This window comes from Gilliamella sp. Occ4-3 (assembly GCF_001690675.1).
Lineage (GTDB): Bacteria > Pseudomonadota > Gammaproteobacteria > Enterobacterales > Orbaceae > Gilliamella > Gilliamella bombi.
The window spans coordinates 1-16,705 of record NZ_LZHR01000103.1; the positions used below are offsets into that span (position 1 = coordinate 1).

General features: G+C 35.9%; 12 protein-coding genes and 1 rRNA gene. 5 read left to right on the top strand and 8 right to left on the bottom strand.

Annotated features, from left to right (window positions below; genetic code table 11):
* Together A9G44_RS10000 and murI are read right to left on the bottom strand one after the other, a co-directional pair.
* A 16S ribosomal RNA gene (locus A9G44_RS10000) occupies window positions 1-253 on the bottom strand; the annotation flags it as partial.
* Between the two features lie 389 nt (window positions 254-642).
* Window positions 643-1,461, bottom strand: a complete 819-nt coding sequence (gene murI / locus A9G44_RS10005; RefSeq protein WP_065610801.1) for a glutamate racemase — start codon at window positions 1,459-1,461, stop codon at window positions 643-645.
* A gap of 213 nt (window positions 1,462-1,674) precedes the next feature.
* Here murI and metK point away from each other — a divergent pair, with 213 nt between their 5' ends.
* From metK to A9G44_RS10025, 4 genes are all read left to right on the top strand, one after another.
* Window positions 1,675-2,826, top strand: coding sequence for a methionine adenosyltransferase (metK, locus tag A9G44_RS10010; RefSeq protein WP_065610803.1), 1,152 nt, complete (start codon window positions 1,675-1,677; stop codon window positions 2,824-2,826).
* The gene (locus A9G44_RS10015; RefSeq protein WP_034913345.1) at window positions 2,810-3,313 is read left to right on the top strand and encodes a SprT family zinc-dependent metalloprotease; all 504 of its coding nucleotides are present in this window, start codon (window positions 2,810-2,812) and stop codon (window positions 3,311-3,313) included. Before metK ends, A9G44_RS10015 begins: the two co-directional genes overlap by 17 nt.
* Before the next feature lie 131 nt (window positions 3,314-3,444).
* On the top strand, window positions 3,445-3,945 hold the full coding sequence (locus A9G44_RS10020) for a hypothetical protein (RefSeq protein WP_143426385.1): 501 nt from the start codon (window positions 3,445-3,447) through the stop codon (window positions 3,943-3,945).
* The gene (locus A9G44_RS10025) at window positions 3,939-4,793 is read left to right on the top strand and encodes a 23S rRNA (adenine(2030)-N(6))-methyltransferase RlmJ (RefSeq protein ID WP_065610806.1); all 855 of its coding nucleotides are present in this window, start codon (window positions 3,939-3,941) and stop codon (window positions 4,791-4,793) included. Before A9G44_RS10020 ends, A9G44_RS10025 begins: the two co-directional genes overlap by 7 nt.
* 66 nt (window positions 4,794-4,859) lie before the next feature.
* On the opposite strand, the gene A9G44_RS10030 is transcribed toward A9G44_RS10025, so the two are convergent.
* The 6 genes from A9G44_RS10030 to parE form a co-directional block, all read right to left on the bottom strand.
* Window positions 4,860-6,170, bottom strand: a complete 1,311-nt coding sequence (locus A9G44_RS10030) for an NCS2 family permease (RefSeq protein ID WP_065610808.1) — start codon at window positions 6,168-6,170, stop codon at window positions 4,860-4,862.
* A gap of 200 nt (window positions 6,171-6,370) precedes the next feature.
* Complete coding sequence (locus A9G44_RS10035) at window positions 6,371-7,945, bottom strand: TerC family protein (protein ID WP_065610809.1); 1,575 nt, start codon at window positions 7,943-7,945, stop codon at window positions 6,371-6,373.
* Between the two features lie 142 nt (window positions 7,946-8,087).
* A complete protein-coding gene (locus A9G44_RS10040) occupies window positions 8,088-9,530 on the bottom strand; it encodes a TrkH family potassium uptake protein (RefSeq protein ID WP_065610854.1) in 1,443 nt (480 codons plus the stop codon).
* A 14-nt stretch (window positions 9,531-9,544) separates the two neighbouring features.
* A complete protein-coding gene (gene djlA, locus A9G44_RS10045) occupies window positions 9,545-10,390 on the bottom strand; it encodes a co-chaperone DjlA (RefSeq protein WP_034913354.1) in 846 nt (281 codons plus the stop codon).
* A gap of 1 nt (window position 10,391) precedes the next feature.
* Window positions 10,392-12,620, bottom strand: coding sequence for a DNA topoisomerase IV subunit A (gene parC, locus A9G44_RS10050; protein ID WP_065610811.1), 2,229 nt, complete (start codon window positions 12,618-12,620; stop codon window positions 10,392-10,394).
* Between the two features lie 27 nt (window positions 12,621-12,647).
* Window positions 12,648-14,537: a DNA topoisomerase IV subunit B gene (gene parE, locus A9G44_RS10055; protein WP_065610813.1), complete on the bottom strand. Its 1,890-nt coding sequence runs from the start codon at window positions 14,535-14,537 to the stop codon at window positions 12,648-12,650.
* Window positions 14,538-15,078: 541 nt separating this feature from the next.
* Between parE and A9G44_RS10060 the strand changes: the two genes are divergently transcribed.
* Window positions 15,079-16,641 carry a hypothetical protein gene (locus tag A9G44_RS10060; protein WP_065610815.1) on the top strand — a complete coding sequence of 521 codons (1,563 nt, stop codon included), beginning with the start codon at window positions 15,079-15,081 and terminating at the stop codon, window positions 16,639-16,641.
* The last annotated feature ends 64 nt before the right edge of the window (window positions 16,642-16,705 follow it).

Genomic DNA, 16,705 nt, shown 5'->3' on the forward strand with positions numbered 1-16,705 from the left:
CACCAACTAGCTAATCCCATATGGGTTCATCAAATGGCGCATGGCCCGTAGGTCCCATGCTTTGGTCTCTCAACTTTATGCGGTATTAGCAGTCGTTTCCAACTGTTGTCCCCCTCCATTCGGCAGATCCCCATACCTTACTCACCCGTCCGCCACTCGTCATCAAGTGCAAGCACTCATGTTACCGTTCGACTTGCATGTGTTAAGCCTGCCGCCAGCGTTCAATCTGAGCCATGATCAAACTCTTCAATTTAAAGTTTGATGCTCAATAACTGTCTCTGACATATTCAAATGAATCTTCAGTGTCACTTATCAAGACTTAATTTTTTTAGTCCGTAGACTTTAATCTTTCGTCTCGCAAGTGCCCACACAGATTGTCTGTTTCTTATTTTTAAAGAGCTGACAGCTTATGTTCCTTATCAACCTTTTGTTGATTTATCTCGCTGTCTCAAGGGTTGCGTATACTACGCTAACCTTTTTTATTCGTCAAGATCTTTTTTTAAAATTTTTGATCTCACTTAATCACTAACTTTCCGTCTGCTTGTCGCTGACTGCGTGTCAGTGGGTGCGCATTATAAGGGCTTCTTTTTTTTTAGCAAGCAAAAAAGATAAAATAGCCATCTGGTCGCGCAAGTTTTAATCTTACTGAACTTTAATGTTTTGATATTTATTTAGATTGTAATCAGATAATTTTTTAATCAAATTTTCTACAGGCTGAGTATAAACTGTGCTTAATACAATATTTTTGGACGCAGAAGGAATTATTTGGTCCAGATTATATTTATCATTTAGTAAATTACAGACTCTTGTCGCAATCGCATAACCTGAATCTATTAGGCTCGCCTGAGGAAAAAGCGTCTGTAATTCTGTCTTAATAAAAGGATAATGCGTACAACCTAGTACTATTGTATCAGGGATTGTTTGTAACCCAAGCCAAGGTTGCATTAGTTCTTTTAACTGTTTCATATCTACATTAATGCCTTGTAATTTATTTTCGGCTATAAGTGCTAATTCCGATAAACCTAACATTTTAACAGTACAATGCGAAGCAAATTGCTGTATTAAATCGGTTATATAAGTTCTTTCAACTGTTGCCTTTGTTGCTAATAATCCTATACATTTATTTTTAGTAAGTAAGCTAGCTGGTTTAATCGCTGGTACAACACCAATAATAGGGAAAGAAAATTTAGCGCGCAAACTAGGTAAACAAATAGTACTAGCTGTATTACAAGCAATAACTGCTAAATCAATTGGATAAAATTTAGTAACAGCCTCAATGACAGAGTTCACTCTATTAATTAAAAACTCTGATGATTTATCACCATAAGGGAACATCTCATTATCGAATACATAGATATAGTGTGCATTAGGTAGTTTATTGTAAATTTCATTATAAACAGATAAACCACCAATACCTGAATCAAATATTAACACTGAAGGAGATTGTTTTACGATATTCATTTTAGCTATAGGATATTAAATAATAAATTAGAAACGCGTCATATCGTAAATTGATTAAAAATTAATGCAAGTATTTTACCCAAGCTAATGTTGCATTTAGTTCCATAAATTATAAACTAGACGTCTAGACGGTAAAACTGCTAAAATAAATACTTACTAAAGCTAAATATTATATTTCGAATATTGTGCAAGAATAAGTTAAGAGGGTATTCTATGTCAGAGTTTCTATTTACTTCAGAATCTGTTTCAGAAGGTCATCCAGATAAAATTGCCGATCAGATATCTGATGCTGTACTTGATGCAATTTTAAAACAAGATCCGAAAGCGCGTGTTGCTTGCGAAACATATGTAAAAACTGGTATGGCCTTAGTTGGCGGTGAAATCACTACTTCAGCTTGGGTAGACATTGAAGAATTAACTCGAAAAACAATTAATGATATTGGATATACCAGTTCAGAAATGGGATTTGATGCAAATTCATGTGCGGTGCTTAATGCTATTGGTAAACAATCTCCGGATATCAATCAAGGAGTTGATCGAAACGATCCTCTAGAGCAAGGTGCTGGTGACCAAGGTATTATGTTTGGTTATGCTACCAATGAAATGCCAAATCTAATGCCTGCTGCTATAAGCTATGCTCATGACTTAATGCGCCGCCAAGCAGAAGTTAGAAAAAATGGTACACTTCCTTGGTTAAGACCTGATGCAAAAAGCCAAGTAACATTAATTTACCAAGACGGTCGGATAAAAGGTGTTGATACAATCGTTCTATCAACTCAGCATTCAGAAGGTATTGAGCAAAAAGCATTACATGAAGCCGTCATGGAAGAAATCATTAAACCGACATTGCCAGCCGAATGGTTAACACCTAGAACAAAATACTTTATTAATCCAACTGGACGTTTTGTTATTGGTGGCCCTATGGGAGACTGTGGACTAACTGGACGCAAAATCATTGTCGATACGTACGGTGGAGCAGCTCGTCATGGTGGTGGTGCCTTTTCTGGAAAAGATCCTTCAAAAGTTGACCGCTCAGCAGCTTATGCCGCACGCTATGTTGCAAAGAATATTGTTGCTGCAGGACTTGCTGACAGATGTGAATTACAAATATCTTATGCAATTGGTATTGCCAATCCTACATCAATCTATGTCAATACTTTCGGCACAGAAAAAATCCATCACGATAAAATTGTATCGCTTATCAAAGACTTCTTTGATTTAAGACCTTATGGATTGATCCAAATGCTTGAGCTAATTCAACCGATCTATCAACAAACTGCAAGTTACGGTCATTTTGGTCGAGATATATTCCCTTGGGAAAAAACTGATAAAGCGGCACTACTACGTGATGCAGCAGGACTATAAACGCATACCAATTTATTTACATAATCAAACTATGGCTTGTTTAAGAACTCACTTAATGCAAGCCAATCAACGTCTACATTCCCAATATAAAGAGCCTAAGATCATTTATAAACCCAAAGGCAGTATTGCTGGTAGTGCCTTTTTAACACGTTGGGAAATTCAACTTAATTCGATTATGTTGCTAGATAATGGTACTCAATTTATTGAGGAAGTTGTGCCTCACGAATTAGCACATCTCATTGTCTTTAAAGAGTTTGGCAAAGTAAAACCACATGGTAAAGAATGGCAATATATTATGTCAGAAATATTAGGAAAAATCCCTGCAACAACTCACCGTTTTCCTATTCAACGCAATACTTATTTATACTACTGCAGTTGTCAACAACATCAATTAACCTCAATCAGACACAACAAAATTCAAAATAATAAAACTAGTTATTTATGTCGTAAATGCGGTACTATACTCAAACTTAAAAGTGCCATTTAGTACTAAGATATTATATGTGTAAGTTAGATTTTCATTTTTACAAAAGTTCGTTATTAATTCTCACTCTTGGCATTATCCTATATATTACGGGAAATTGGTTCATACCTTTATACAATGGAATGACGGTTGTAGTGATTGAACATATTCAATCTCTCTTCTTATTATTTATGTGCTGTTATACCTATTATTATGCAAAACGAGTATCTGAACATTCTGAGCTTTATAGATTTTGGATTTGGACAATTTTCTGGTGGTTTATGCTTTTTGGTCGAGGAATTAGTTGGGGAAGAGACTTTTTCCCTGAGGTACCTCGTTTCTATTATAAAATCATTGCTAGTATATTAATAGCGATCCCAATACTAAGTATATTTTTACCCACGATTCGCCGAGAAATTGCTCGTCGCTACAAATACGAAAAAATACCATTTTGGCATATATTCTTTGCTTTTTTATTCTTAGGTATAGCTGATATTGCTGAACATCGCCGTATTGGACATGAATTTCTAGTTATAACAAAAGAGCGAAAAGATCTCATTGAAGAATTAATGGAAATTCCTTGTCTTCTTTGTTTATCCTTAATAACCTTTTATATGCAAAAAAATGAAAAAAAGAGAGTAGATTCCCTATGCTAAGCTACCGCCACAGTTACCATGCAGGAAATCATGCAGATGTATTAAAACATATTGTTTTAACATTATGTATTGAATCATTAAAGGAAAAAGAAAAGCCTTTTTTATATTTAGATACACACTCGGGGGCTGGACGATATCTATTAAGAAGTGAGCATGCAGAAAAAACGGGTGAATATTTATCAGGAATTAATTTACTATGGCAACAATCTAATATTCCTGAATTGCTTAATACATACATATCGGTACTAAGACGCTATAATCCTTTTGAGGAAATAAAATATTATCCTGGTTCACCATTAATTGCGAAGCAATTATTACGTGAACAAGACAAGCTCAACCTTACAGAGTTACACCCAACTGATTACCCTTTATTAAAACAAGAATTTAGTAAAGATAAACGAACAAAAGTTTTACGTGAAGATGGATTTTCCCAATTAAAATCAAAGTTACCTCCACTATCTCGTCGTGGAATAATATTGATTGATCCTTCTTATGAAATTAAAGACGATTATCAAAAAATCCCTGCAGCATTATTTGAAGCATATAAACGTTTTGCAACAGGTGTTTACTTAATTTGGTATCCTGTGGTATCTCGTACACAAACTCAAAAAATGATTGATAATATTGTTAACTTAGGCATAAAACGAATTTCACAATTTGAGCTGGCAATAAAGCCTGATAATAACCAAAAAGGCATGACAGCATCAGGGATGATAGTAATTAACCCACCATGGAAATTACACGAACAAATGCATACAATTTTGCCATGGCTAAAAACAACACTAGACGTTGGAAAAACAGGAAATTTCATCATTAGAGAGCTAAGTGGAGTTGATCCTTTATATTAACCATAAGTATCCAATGTGTTAATTTCTTAAAAAATCTTCCCATCGTAAGTAACGATGGGGAGATTTTTAATGATGATCAATAAAAATAAATTTTAAAGCAAATAGTAAAGCAAAAATTATTACACAAAGATTTAATTGTTTAAATTTGCCAGTAAAGGTTTTTAACACTACATAAGAGATAAAACCTAGTGCAACCCCTTCAGTAATTGCAAAGGCAAATGGCATCATAATTGCTGTAATAAAAGCGGGTGTTGCCTCTGTTAAGTCAGACCAGTTAACTTTAACTAGGCTGGAAACCATTAAGATCCCAACAAAGATAAGTGCGCCTGATGTTGCATAGGTAGGTACTAAATGTGCCAGTGGCGAGAAAAAGGCTACCAATAAGAATAATAGTCCAACTACTACTGCGGTTAATCCTGTTCGACCACCCACAGAGATACCTGCAGAACTTTCAATATAGGTTAACACTGATGATGTACCAAATAATCCACCTAAAGAGGAGCTAAAACTATCAATTAACAGCGCTTGACGCATTTTGGGGAATCGACCTTTTTCGTCACTAATGCCTGCTTTATCTGTTAGTGCTAAAATAGTGCCTGATGAGTCGAATAAGCTGACAATCATTATTGAAAAAATAACGCCCATGATACCGATATTAAGCGAGCCAGCTAAATCTACATGACCAACAACGCTAGTTACACTTGGTGGCATAGATATAATACCTTGGTAACTGATATTTGGATCGAGCCATAGTGCTAATAAAGTTACAACTAAAATTGAAATTAATACTGCTGCATGAAAGTTACGAGCCGCTAAAATAACAATGATAAAAAAACCTAGTGATCCTAATAGGACTTTAAGCGATAAGATATTCCCCATAGTTAATAGTGTGGAAGGAGAAGCGACTACAATGCCCATATTTTGAAATCCCATAAAAGCAATAAATAGTCCAATACCTGCACTAATACCTACACGCAAACATTGTGGAATATGTTCAATTAACCAGTGACGAACTTTAAATAGTGATAACGCAAAAAAGATTAAAGAACCCCAAAATATCGCTCCCATACCAATTTGCCAAGAATAGCCCATTGCCCCACATATGCCATAGGCAAAAAAGACGTTAAGCCCCATGGCAGGTGCTAATGCAATTGGTAAATTGGCAAATAGCCCCATTAAAATGGTAGCAAAGGCTGTTACGATACAAGTTAGAACAAAAACAGCAGAAGTATCCATACCTGTTGCTGATAAGATGGAAGGATTCACGAAGATGATATAAACCATTGTTAAAAAGGTAGTACAACCAGCGATAATTTCAGTACCGATAGTTGTTTTTTTCTCTTTCAATTGAAAGGTTTTTTCGAATATTGACTTCATAAGTTTAGGCCTAATTTAGATTGATAAGTAAGAGTAAAAGTTTATAAACAGTTTTACCTATTTTTTTACTAAAGGGGAAAAATAAAAAAGATGAGGAGTATTTACTCCGCACCTTCAAATAAACAAAAATTTTTCAGCGTCAATTATTGCTAGTTATTTATTTTGGTCAAGCGTTATTCTAGTTATTTCTCTTTGCTGTATTATAATGCTACAGAATCAGGTTTATTTAACGTGATTTTTACTTTAAGAATTCTATGACTTTCTATTTCAGCTACTTCAAATAAATAATCGCCAATTTGCAAGGTTTCGCCAACATTGAGTAAATGTTGAGCTTTTTCCATTAATAACCCTGCTAGGGTATGATATTCACGTTTATCATCAATCGGTATTGGTACAAAACGGACTAGCTCTTCAACTGGAATATAACCATTAGCAATCCAGCTATTATCATCTAGACATTGAATATCATGTTTAGCATCAATTTCCTCTTCTTCTGTTGGGAAATCGCCAGCAATGGTTTCGATAATATCCGTTACCGAAACAACCCCTTGCATTGAACCAAATTCATCAACCACAAAAGCAAAATGAGTTTTGGCCTTTTTAAATTGTTCTAATGCAACCAGTAACGATACGGTTTCTGGAAAGATTAAAGGTTGTTTGATTAGTGAGTGTATATCGATCGGTGCTTTGCTTTGTAGCACATCTTTTAAAAGGTCATTAACTTGGATAATGCCTAAAGGCTCATCAATTGAGTCATTATCAGTGACAACTAAACGAGAATGGGGATTATCAAAGATTTCTTTTATTATAACATCACGATCGTCATTAATATTGATCATATCAACATCAAGTCGAGATGTCATAATGCTACTGACCGAACGCTGTGCAAGTCCAAGTACTCGTTCAACCATGCTGAGTTCTTGATGATTAAACACTGATACTTTTTTATTAGCATCAGATACGATATCAATATTATGAGTATCGGGATCTTCCTCAGCATCACCTTTTAGTAGATGTAAAATAGCTTCGGCAGTTCGTTCTCGTAGCGGTTTTTTATTTAATGCTCTACGGCGATTTAATATGGCTAATTGATTAAAAAATTCAATCATGATTGAGAAACCGATCGCCGCATATAAGTAACCTTTTGGAATAATAAAATCAAAACCTTCGGCAACAAGGCTAAATCCTATCATTAATAAGAAGCTCAAACATAGGATCACAATGGTTGGATGGGCGTTGACAAAATTAGCCAATGGTTTGCTTGCAACCATCATAATGCCTATTGCTATACAAACGGCAATAATCATCACTGGGATATGTTCGACCATTCCAACAGCTGTAATGACAGAATCAAGCGAGAACACAGCATCAAGTACAACTATTTGAGCAACGACAGTCCAGAAGTGGGATGTCTTTTTAGGTTTACCATCCTCATTTGATGTGCCTTCAAGGCGTTCATTGAGCTCCATGGTAGCTTTAAATAGCAAGAATATACCACCAATTAGCATAATTAGTTGTCGGGCATTAAAACTGATCTCGGATATCGAAAATAGCGGTGTAGTGAGTGTGACTAACCAACCCGTAAACATTAATAATAAAATTCGAGTGATTAATGCAAAAGCAAGACCAGTAACGCGGGCTTTATCTCGTTGTTGGGGTGGAAGTTTCTCGGCAAGAATGGCTATAAAAACAATATTATCAATGCCAAGGACGATTTCAAGTACAACCAGAGTGGATAAGCCAATCCAGATTGTAGGATCCATGATCCATTCCATATGTCAGGTGATTACCTCTAATAAATACAGCACATGCTGCGTTGTAATTCTGTCTGTAATTGAGCAAATAATCAATAAAATATTTATAAAAATTGCATATCTTGTTAAAAACTTTCAGGTAACTATGTGTTTCAGTATAAATTTAGCTTTTCCAAAATGTTGGTGTGAATAAAACTAGTAAGGTAAATATTTCTAATCGCCCAAATAACATGTCAACCACCATTACCCATTTTACTATATCACTAACACTAGCAAAATTATCACTTACACTACCAAGACCGACCCCTAAATTGTTAAGTGATGATGCTACTATGTAAAAAGAGTCAGTGGCATCAATGCCTGTTGCCATAATAATAAATAAGCTAACTAAAAAGACCAACGTATATGCAGAAAAGAATCCCCAAATCGCTTCAATTATGCGTTCAGAAACCACGCGATTATTTAATTTTAAAGTATAAATAGCGTTAGGATGAATAAGGCGCTTTAGTTCACGTGAGCCTTGCATAAACAAAATTAACACACGAACCACTTTTAAACCGCCACCCGTTGATCCCGCACAACCACCAATAAATGAAGCACACAATAAAAAGATTGGTAATGATGATGGCCATGTGTTGATATCATCGACACTAAAGCCTGCTGTTGATGATATAGATACCACTTGTAAAATAATTTTATCAATGCTCAGGCGGTGTGGTTTATAGAAATAAATAACAATTGTGCAGATAGCAACTAGTATCAGTAGAATAAATATAAATATTCTGAACTCTTGATCACGCCAGTACTCTTTAATCGAAAAGCCACTTAGTGCGGCAAAATGGAGCGCAAAATTACAACCAGATAAAATCAAAAAGAGGGTGACGATGTAATTGATTACTGGACTGTTAAAATAGGCTAAATTATCATCATGGGTTGAAAACCCTCCCATTGATATCGTGGAGAAACTATGTGACACAGCATCAAATACATTCATACCAGCCAGCCAGAGACAAATAGCACAAAGCGTTGTTAGCAAAATATAAATTGACCAAAGTGTTTTAGCTGTTTCAGCAATACGTGGACGCATTTTACTGTCTTTTTGCGGACCGGGAATTTCGGCACGATAAAGTTGCATTCCCCCTACCCCCAGTAATGGTAAGATAGCAACAGCTAGCACAATAATCCCCATTCCTCCAAGCCATTGCAATAATTGGCGATAGAAAAGTAAAGCTTTAGGTAGATGATCTAACTTAACAATTGTGGTGGCACCAGTTGTGGTTAAGCTTGAAAATGATTCAAAAAATGCAGTATTTAAATTTAAATTAATATGTGTATCAAAAATAAAAGGAAAAGCGCCAATTGATCCTAGAACAACCCAAAATAGTACGACGATAAAAAAGCCTTCGCGTGTGCTCAGCTCGTGGCGATGATTACGATTAGGAAACCATAGTGCAATTCCTAAAATTAAGGCAACAAAAAAAGAGCGAACAAAAATTGCACCAGCCCCATCGCGATAGATTAATGCAACAAGTGCTGGTAATAACATGAATATCGATAATAGGGATACTAATAAACCGATAATTCGTAAAATTGATCGCCAATGCATCATGATGATAGTCTCTACTTAAATCCACGTGATGCTTTGATAAGATCATAGGCCGCTTGAATCTCTTGTGCACGTTTTTTGGCGGCTTCAAGCATCTCTTTCGGTAAGCCTTTCGATACTAACTTGTCAGGATGATGCTCATTCATTAATTTACGATAAGCTCTTTTTATTTCTGAGATTTCAGCTGTAGCTGCAACACCTAAAATTTTGTAAGCATTTTGTAGGTCGGATTGTGGTGAGCGACCTTGATAATTTCCATAATTATTACTGCGTTGGTATTGGCCTCGTTGTCCGTGTTGGTTACTATAGCCATTTTGACGGAAGTGATAACTTCCCATCATCATTTGGATATATATTGCCATTTGTTGACGTGGAATATTAAATTCTTCAGCCACAATAAATAAAATTTGTTGTTCTTTTTCGTCTAAAACGCCATCAACTAATGCGGCTTGGATCAATTGCTCACAAAAAATATTTAACACATTACGTCGAAAACGATATTGTGCGTATAGCTCAGCCAAACGAGATCTTAGTGGGTAGTCACTTGCTTTACCATTATTAAATGAATCTTGTGCTAGTTTTCGGCCGTTTCGGTCAAGTTGTAATCTATCCATAAATTGACTAGCAAGATTAATATCATCTTGTGTGACGACCCCTTTAGCTTTACTTAAGTGACCTAGAACTTCAAAAACAACAGTTAAATAAAGTGTTGGATTTGCTTGTGTTCTTTGTTCGGTCAATTTATTACAAAACGTGCGGTAAAGCATTGGTCCAACAAAAAGCCCAAGAATAAATCCCCATCCTGTTTTTAATACAGTGCTCAAAACAAAGCCTGCAATTATTGCCCAGATAAAAGACATATTATTCGTTCACCTCTATTTTATCTATCTTTTGTAAACCTCTTGGTAACGGTGTACCTTTTCGTGCTCGCTCTGCCTTAAATTTTTGTAAATCAGCAGGATATAATGTAAGTTTGCGTTTACCAACATATAACGTTATTGAAGTGTCTTGTGTAATTAATATAGTATAAGCAAGGCAGTCATCAGCACCTGAAAGTGATACTATTTTATTTCCTTTACCTTTAGCAAGTTCAGGTAAATCTTTTACAGGAAATATGAGCATTCGGCCTGCTTTGGTGATTGATAGTAGTAAACTATCTTCAGATGTGATTTCAATTGGTGGTAATATTTTAGATTCTTTAGGCAAATTAATAATTGCTTTACCATTACGATTGCGAGCAATCAAATCACTAAATTGACCAATAAATCCATAACCAGCACTTGAAGCAAGTAATAATTTTTGATCATCATTTTGAGACATGAGCACATGTTCAACTGTTGCACCAGCGGGTAGTGCTAATTTACCAGTTAATGGTTCGCCTTGACTTCGTGCTGATGGTAACGTGTTTGGTTCTATAGCATAACTACGTCCCGTTGAATCGATGAAAATAACAGGTTGATTACTTTTGCCTTTGGCGGCAGCTTTAAAACTATCACCAGATTTATAACTTAAACCAGCAGGATCAATATCATGACCTTTTGCTGTTCTTACCCAACCCATTTCAGATAAAACGACAGTAACAGGTTCAGATGGTGTTAACTCTTGTTCACTAATAGCTTTAGCTTCACTGCGCTCAACAATTGGAGAACGACGGTCATCACCATATTTTTCAGCATCCTCTTTTAGCTCTTTTTTAATTAAATTACTCAATTTTTTAGGCGAAGCTAACAAAGCTTGCAGATGATCACGCTCTTTTGCAAGCTCACTTTGTTCGCCTTTAATGCGCATCTCTTCAAGTTTGGCTAAATGGCGAAGTTTTAACTCTAAAATCGCTTCGGCTTGAATTTCAGTTAAAGCAAAACGATTAATTAATTCTTGTTTAGGCTCATCTTCGTGACGAATAATTTCGATGACTTCATCGATATTTAAAAAGGCAATTAATAAGCCATCGAGAATATGGAGTCTTTTTAATATTTTATCTAAACGGTAATTTAAACGTCGAGTGACAGTATTTTTTCGATACTCTAACCATTCAGTAAGAATTTCAACTAAGCCTTTTACTGATGGGCGATTATCAAGCCCAATCATATTCATATTAACCCGATAACTTTTTTCGAGATCGGTTGTGGCAAATAGATGATTCATCACTTGCTCTAAATCTACTCGATTTGAACGTGGCACAATGACCAGACGAGTTGGATTTTCGTGATCAGACTCATCACGTAAATCTTCAATTAAAGGTAGTTTTTTGGCTCGCATCTGAGAAGCTATTTGTTCTAAGATTTTAGCACCCGAAACTTGATGAGGCAGATCTGTAATTACAATATCACCTTCTTCTTTCTTCCAAACAGCACGCATACGGATTGAACCACGCCCCGTTTTATAGATTTTCGCTATGTCTTCTGGTGAAGTAATAATTTCAGCTTCTGTTGGGAAATCGGGGCCTTGTATGTGAGCCATTACTTCGTTGAGCGTCGCATTGGGGTTATCAGCAAGCATAATTGCCGCATTCGCGACTTCACGGAGGTTATGAGGCGGTATATCAGTTGCCATGCCGACCGCGATACCTGTTGTACCATTTAATAAAATGTTGGGTAATCTAGCCGGTAACATTTTAGGTTCTTGTAAAGTACCATCAAAGTTAGGCGTATAATCAACCGTTCCTTGTCCTAGTTCACCTAATAGTAGTTCGGCATATTTTGACAAACGTGATTCAGTGTAACGCATAGCGGCGAATGATTTAGGATCATCAGGAGCCCCCCAGTTACCTTGCCCATCAACTAATGGATAGCGATATGAAAATGGTTGCGCCATGAGCACCATCGCTTCATAACAGGCACTATCACCATGAGGATGATATTTACCAAGCACATCCCCGACGGTACGCGCAGATTTTTTAAATTTGGCTTGTGCGTTAAGTCCTAATTCAGACATAGCATAAACAATGCGTCGTTGCACTGGTTTTAAGCCATCTCCAATAAATGGCAATGCACGATCCATAATGACGTACATTGAGTAGTTTAAATAGGCGCTTTCGGTAAAAGTGCGTAACGACTGGATTTCTACTCCGTCATGAGTTATCTCACTCATTATTGTTCCTCTAAATCATTCAGTTTATTAGACATCAAGTTCAACTTGATCGCCTTTTTCTTGTAACCATTCGCGACGATCTTCTGAGCGTTTTTTAGCAAGTAGCATATCCATTAATGCCATCGTTTGCTCAGCATCATCAAGCGAAAGCTGTACTAAACGACGCGTATTGGGATCCATTGTTGTTTCGCGTAGTTGTAGTGGATTCATTTCACCTAGACCTTTAAAGCGCTGCACATTGGGCTTGCCTTTTTTACGTTTAAGCTGTTCTAAAATGCCTTCTTTTTCTTCTTCATCTAGGGCGTAATGAACTTCTTTTCCTAAATCGATGCGGTAAAGCGGCGGCATAGCAACAAAGACATGCCCATGTTCAACCATCGTACGAAAGTGCCGAACAAATAAAGCACAAAGTAATGTTGCAATATGTAGTCCATCTGAGTCGGCATCGGCTAAAATACAGATTTTACCATAACGTAATTGGCTTAAATCATCGCTATCTGGATCGATACCGATAGCAACAGAAATATCATGGATTTCTTGTGAGCCTAGTACTTCATCGGACGAGACTTCCCATGTATTTAAAATTTTGCCTTTAAGAGGCATAATGGCTTGATATTCACGATCTCGCGCTTGTTTAGCCGAACCTCCCGCAGAATCTCCTTCCACTAAAAAAAGTTCAGTACGACTTAAGTCTTGTGATGAGCAATCGGCCAATTTGCCTGGTAATGCAGGACCACTGGTTAATTTCTTTCGAATGACTTTTTTGGACGCTTTTAAGCGTTTTTGTGCACTTGAAATTACCATTTCAGCTAGTAATTCGGCTATTTGTACATTTTGATTCAACCAAAGACTAAATGCATCTTTCACAATAGCCGAAACAAATGCCGCACTTTGGCGCGATGATAAGCGCTCTTTAGTTTGACCCGCAAACTGAGGCTCTTGTATTTTGACTGAAATAACATAGGCACAGCGTTCCCATATATCATCGGCGGTTAATTTTAGTCCTCGTGGTAACAAATTGCGAAACTCACAAAACTCACGCATTGAGTCTAATAATCCTTGGCGTAAACCATTAACATGGGTGCCACCTTGTACGGTTGGGATTAAGTTAACGTAACTTTCAGTTAATAATTCTCCACCTTCTGGCATCCAAAGCAGTGCCCATTCTACAGCTTCTGTTTCGCCAGTATGATTACCTGTAAAAGGCGTTTCAGGTAAAAGAGAGTAACCGCTGACAGATTCCATTAGATAATCTTTTAGGCCATCTTCATAACACCAACGTTGTTCGGTATTATTGATTTCATCTTTAAAAATAATTTCAAGGCCAGGGCAAAGCACCGCTTTAGCTTTTAGTAGATGTGATAAGCGTGGGACAGAAAATCTAGGCGAATCAAAATATTTTTCGTCAGGCCAAAAATGAACTTTGGTACCTGTATTACGACGACCACAAGTGCCCGTAATATGCAGATCTTCAACTTTATTACCGTTTTCAAAAGCTATTTCGTACACTTGTCCATCACGATGAACTGTAACTTCAACACGTTTTGATAATGCATTGACTACCGAAATACCTACACCATGTAAGCCACCTGAAAATTGGTAATTTTTGTTCGAGAACTTTCCGCCAGCATGTAAACGACAAAGCAATAATTCAATCGCTGGTACACCTTCTTCAGGGTGAATATCAACCGGCATTCCTCGCCCATCGTCGATAACTTCTAGTGAATTATCTTGAAAAAGGGTAACCTTAACTTTACGAGCATGACCTGCGATAGCTTCATCAACACTGTTATCAATGACTTCTTGCCCTAAATGGTTTGGTCGGCTTGTGTCAGTGTACATTCCAGGACGATGACGAACAGGATCAAGCCCTTTTAAGACTTCAATATCAACGGCATTATAAGTAGATTGTGACATAGTTTTTCTATTTATTCGAATAAATGACGGCTATTATACCAATCTTTGTTCAATAAGACCAAGGTCAATGGTGAAGGGGCTTGATTTGCAATGCTAAACTGTATTTATCATAATAAATTAATCATAATGATTAAGATGGAAACTTATTGAGAGTAAATCGTTGGCACTGTCCTTTAATTGATTTTTATACCTAAAATCTCTATGTGCAAATAAATTCATAATGTATTTTTAATTGTGAATTACGGTTGATAATTTAATACCTAGAGCAAGTGTTGTATTTATTTTTCGTTTTACATTGTCAATATAGTCTATAACAAAATCAACACTCTTAACAAATCTTAACAAATATTAATAAAAGTTAATGTTTTTTATCTTTAAATAAAATTATTTTTTGTTTAAAATTAAAGCAACGCCCTCTTTATGGGCGATATTTTACACATTAATACTACAGAAACACCATTAATTAATGGTCAATAATAACTCAACTATTTAATTTTTTAAAATAATCATAAGTTCACAAAATAGAATAGGTAATGGTATAATGTCGATTAATCATACTTTTCAACAACCAAAAAATTTAATTTCTCTAAGATCATTGCTTTTTAATTGTCAGTCACAGCTATTTTATACTCCATGTAAACGCTTTCTCTCATTTCTAAAATTTTTTTCTTTACGTTTAACTCTATTTACTTGCATTTATCTTCTTTTACCTGCTAATAACTCAATCGCTTTATCAGCAACGACCAATAAAGTAATACAGGGTAGTGCACCATATTTAACGTTTGATGGTGGAGCGACCAAGGTAACGAGTATTGAAGGATTATTAGGCATCAATTTACCAAATAGTAGCTATATACCATCAGGTATAAATAGCGCTCTTTACCCAAATGCAAAGGTGGATACCTCAAGTACAGATAACCCAATAGAAATGCCAAATATAACCGACACTTTCGCTGATATTCAAACCATAGTGCCTGTTTCAAATTATCCTGAAGTTTCGTTAACTAATTTGGTTAATGCGCCATATAATTATGGTCGAGATGATGACGGGGATGGTAGCATCAGTGCAACTGGTCAATTAACGATTAAATGGCAAGACAAAAATGGTAAAGATATTACTAATGAGGTAAAAAAACAACCAAATAAGCCATTAAATATTTGTAATTCACCTTATAAACTAACATTAACAGCAACGAATGCTAGGTTATGGACAACGTACGGTATACCACACGAAAGTCGATTCACTGGGGCTAGTCACTCATATTACATCAAACCAAATATTGATAAACCTTTAGTGTGTTATGCTCAACCTAATTTAAACTATGGTACGAACGAATATGCTGGTCCAGAGGAACAATGGGATCCAAATCATGGATTTAAAGTACAAGACCTTGGCAATGCATCAAAGAATTTCCCTACAACTGGAGCAAATAATTTATATTTTAAATTAATACTTGAAGGTATGACAGCAAGGCAAATGATTGCTATTAATGGTAATAAAGTAAATCCAGTATTAGGTAAGGGGATTACGCTATCATTGTCAGCTGAAAATAATGCATTAGAGGGTAATATTGTTCGGATAACCTTAAAAGGACCAACACAGAATTCGATAAATAAAACGTTTCACCCAGCAAGATTTGAACTTTATAGTGATAAAGCAAAAAAAAACTTGATTTATCAATTTAAAATAGAGCATTGGTTTATCGTAAAATCAGGGGATACAGGTCAAAATTTCAATAATGCGCTTTCGTTTTGTAAAAATCTTTCTTCACCACAAACGTATTTTGTCCCTGAAGTACAAGATTATACAAACGCAAATGGTTTTGGTTGGAACTTTGGGGTGCCAGGACAAGGCAATACGTATCAACGCAGAATTAGTTATTGGAATTCTTCTAATAATAAATGGGTTGGAGGATTGTTTAATGAATGGGGAATTATTTATGATTATCGTGATGCAGGTTGGGATTTTGGCGACTATTGGGTAATTAATGAATCTCAGGGTAAAAGATATAATGTTTTCGCTCAATTTGGTGATGTAGATTTTCTATTCAATCACCCTTCTAGTGACAGGGTTGCTTGTTTTACTTGGATGAGTGACTTTTAGAAAACACTGGATTATTTACACTTTATGGTTAGAATAACCCGTTAAAAACTCATAAAGCGTTTTC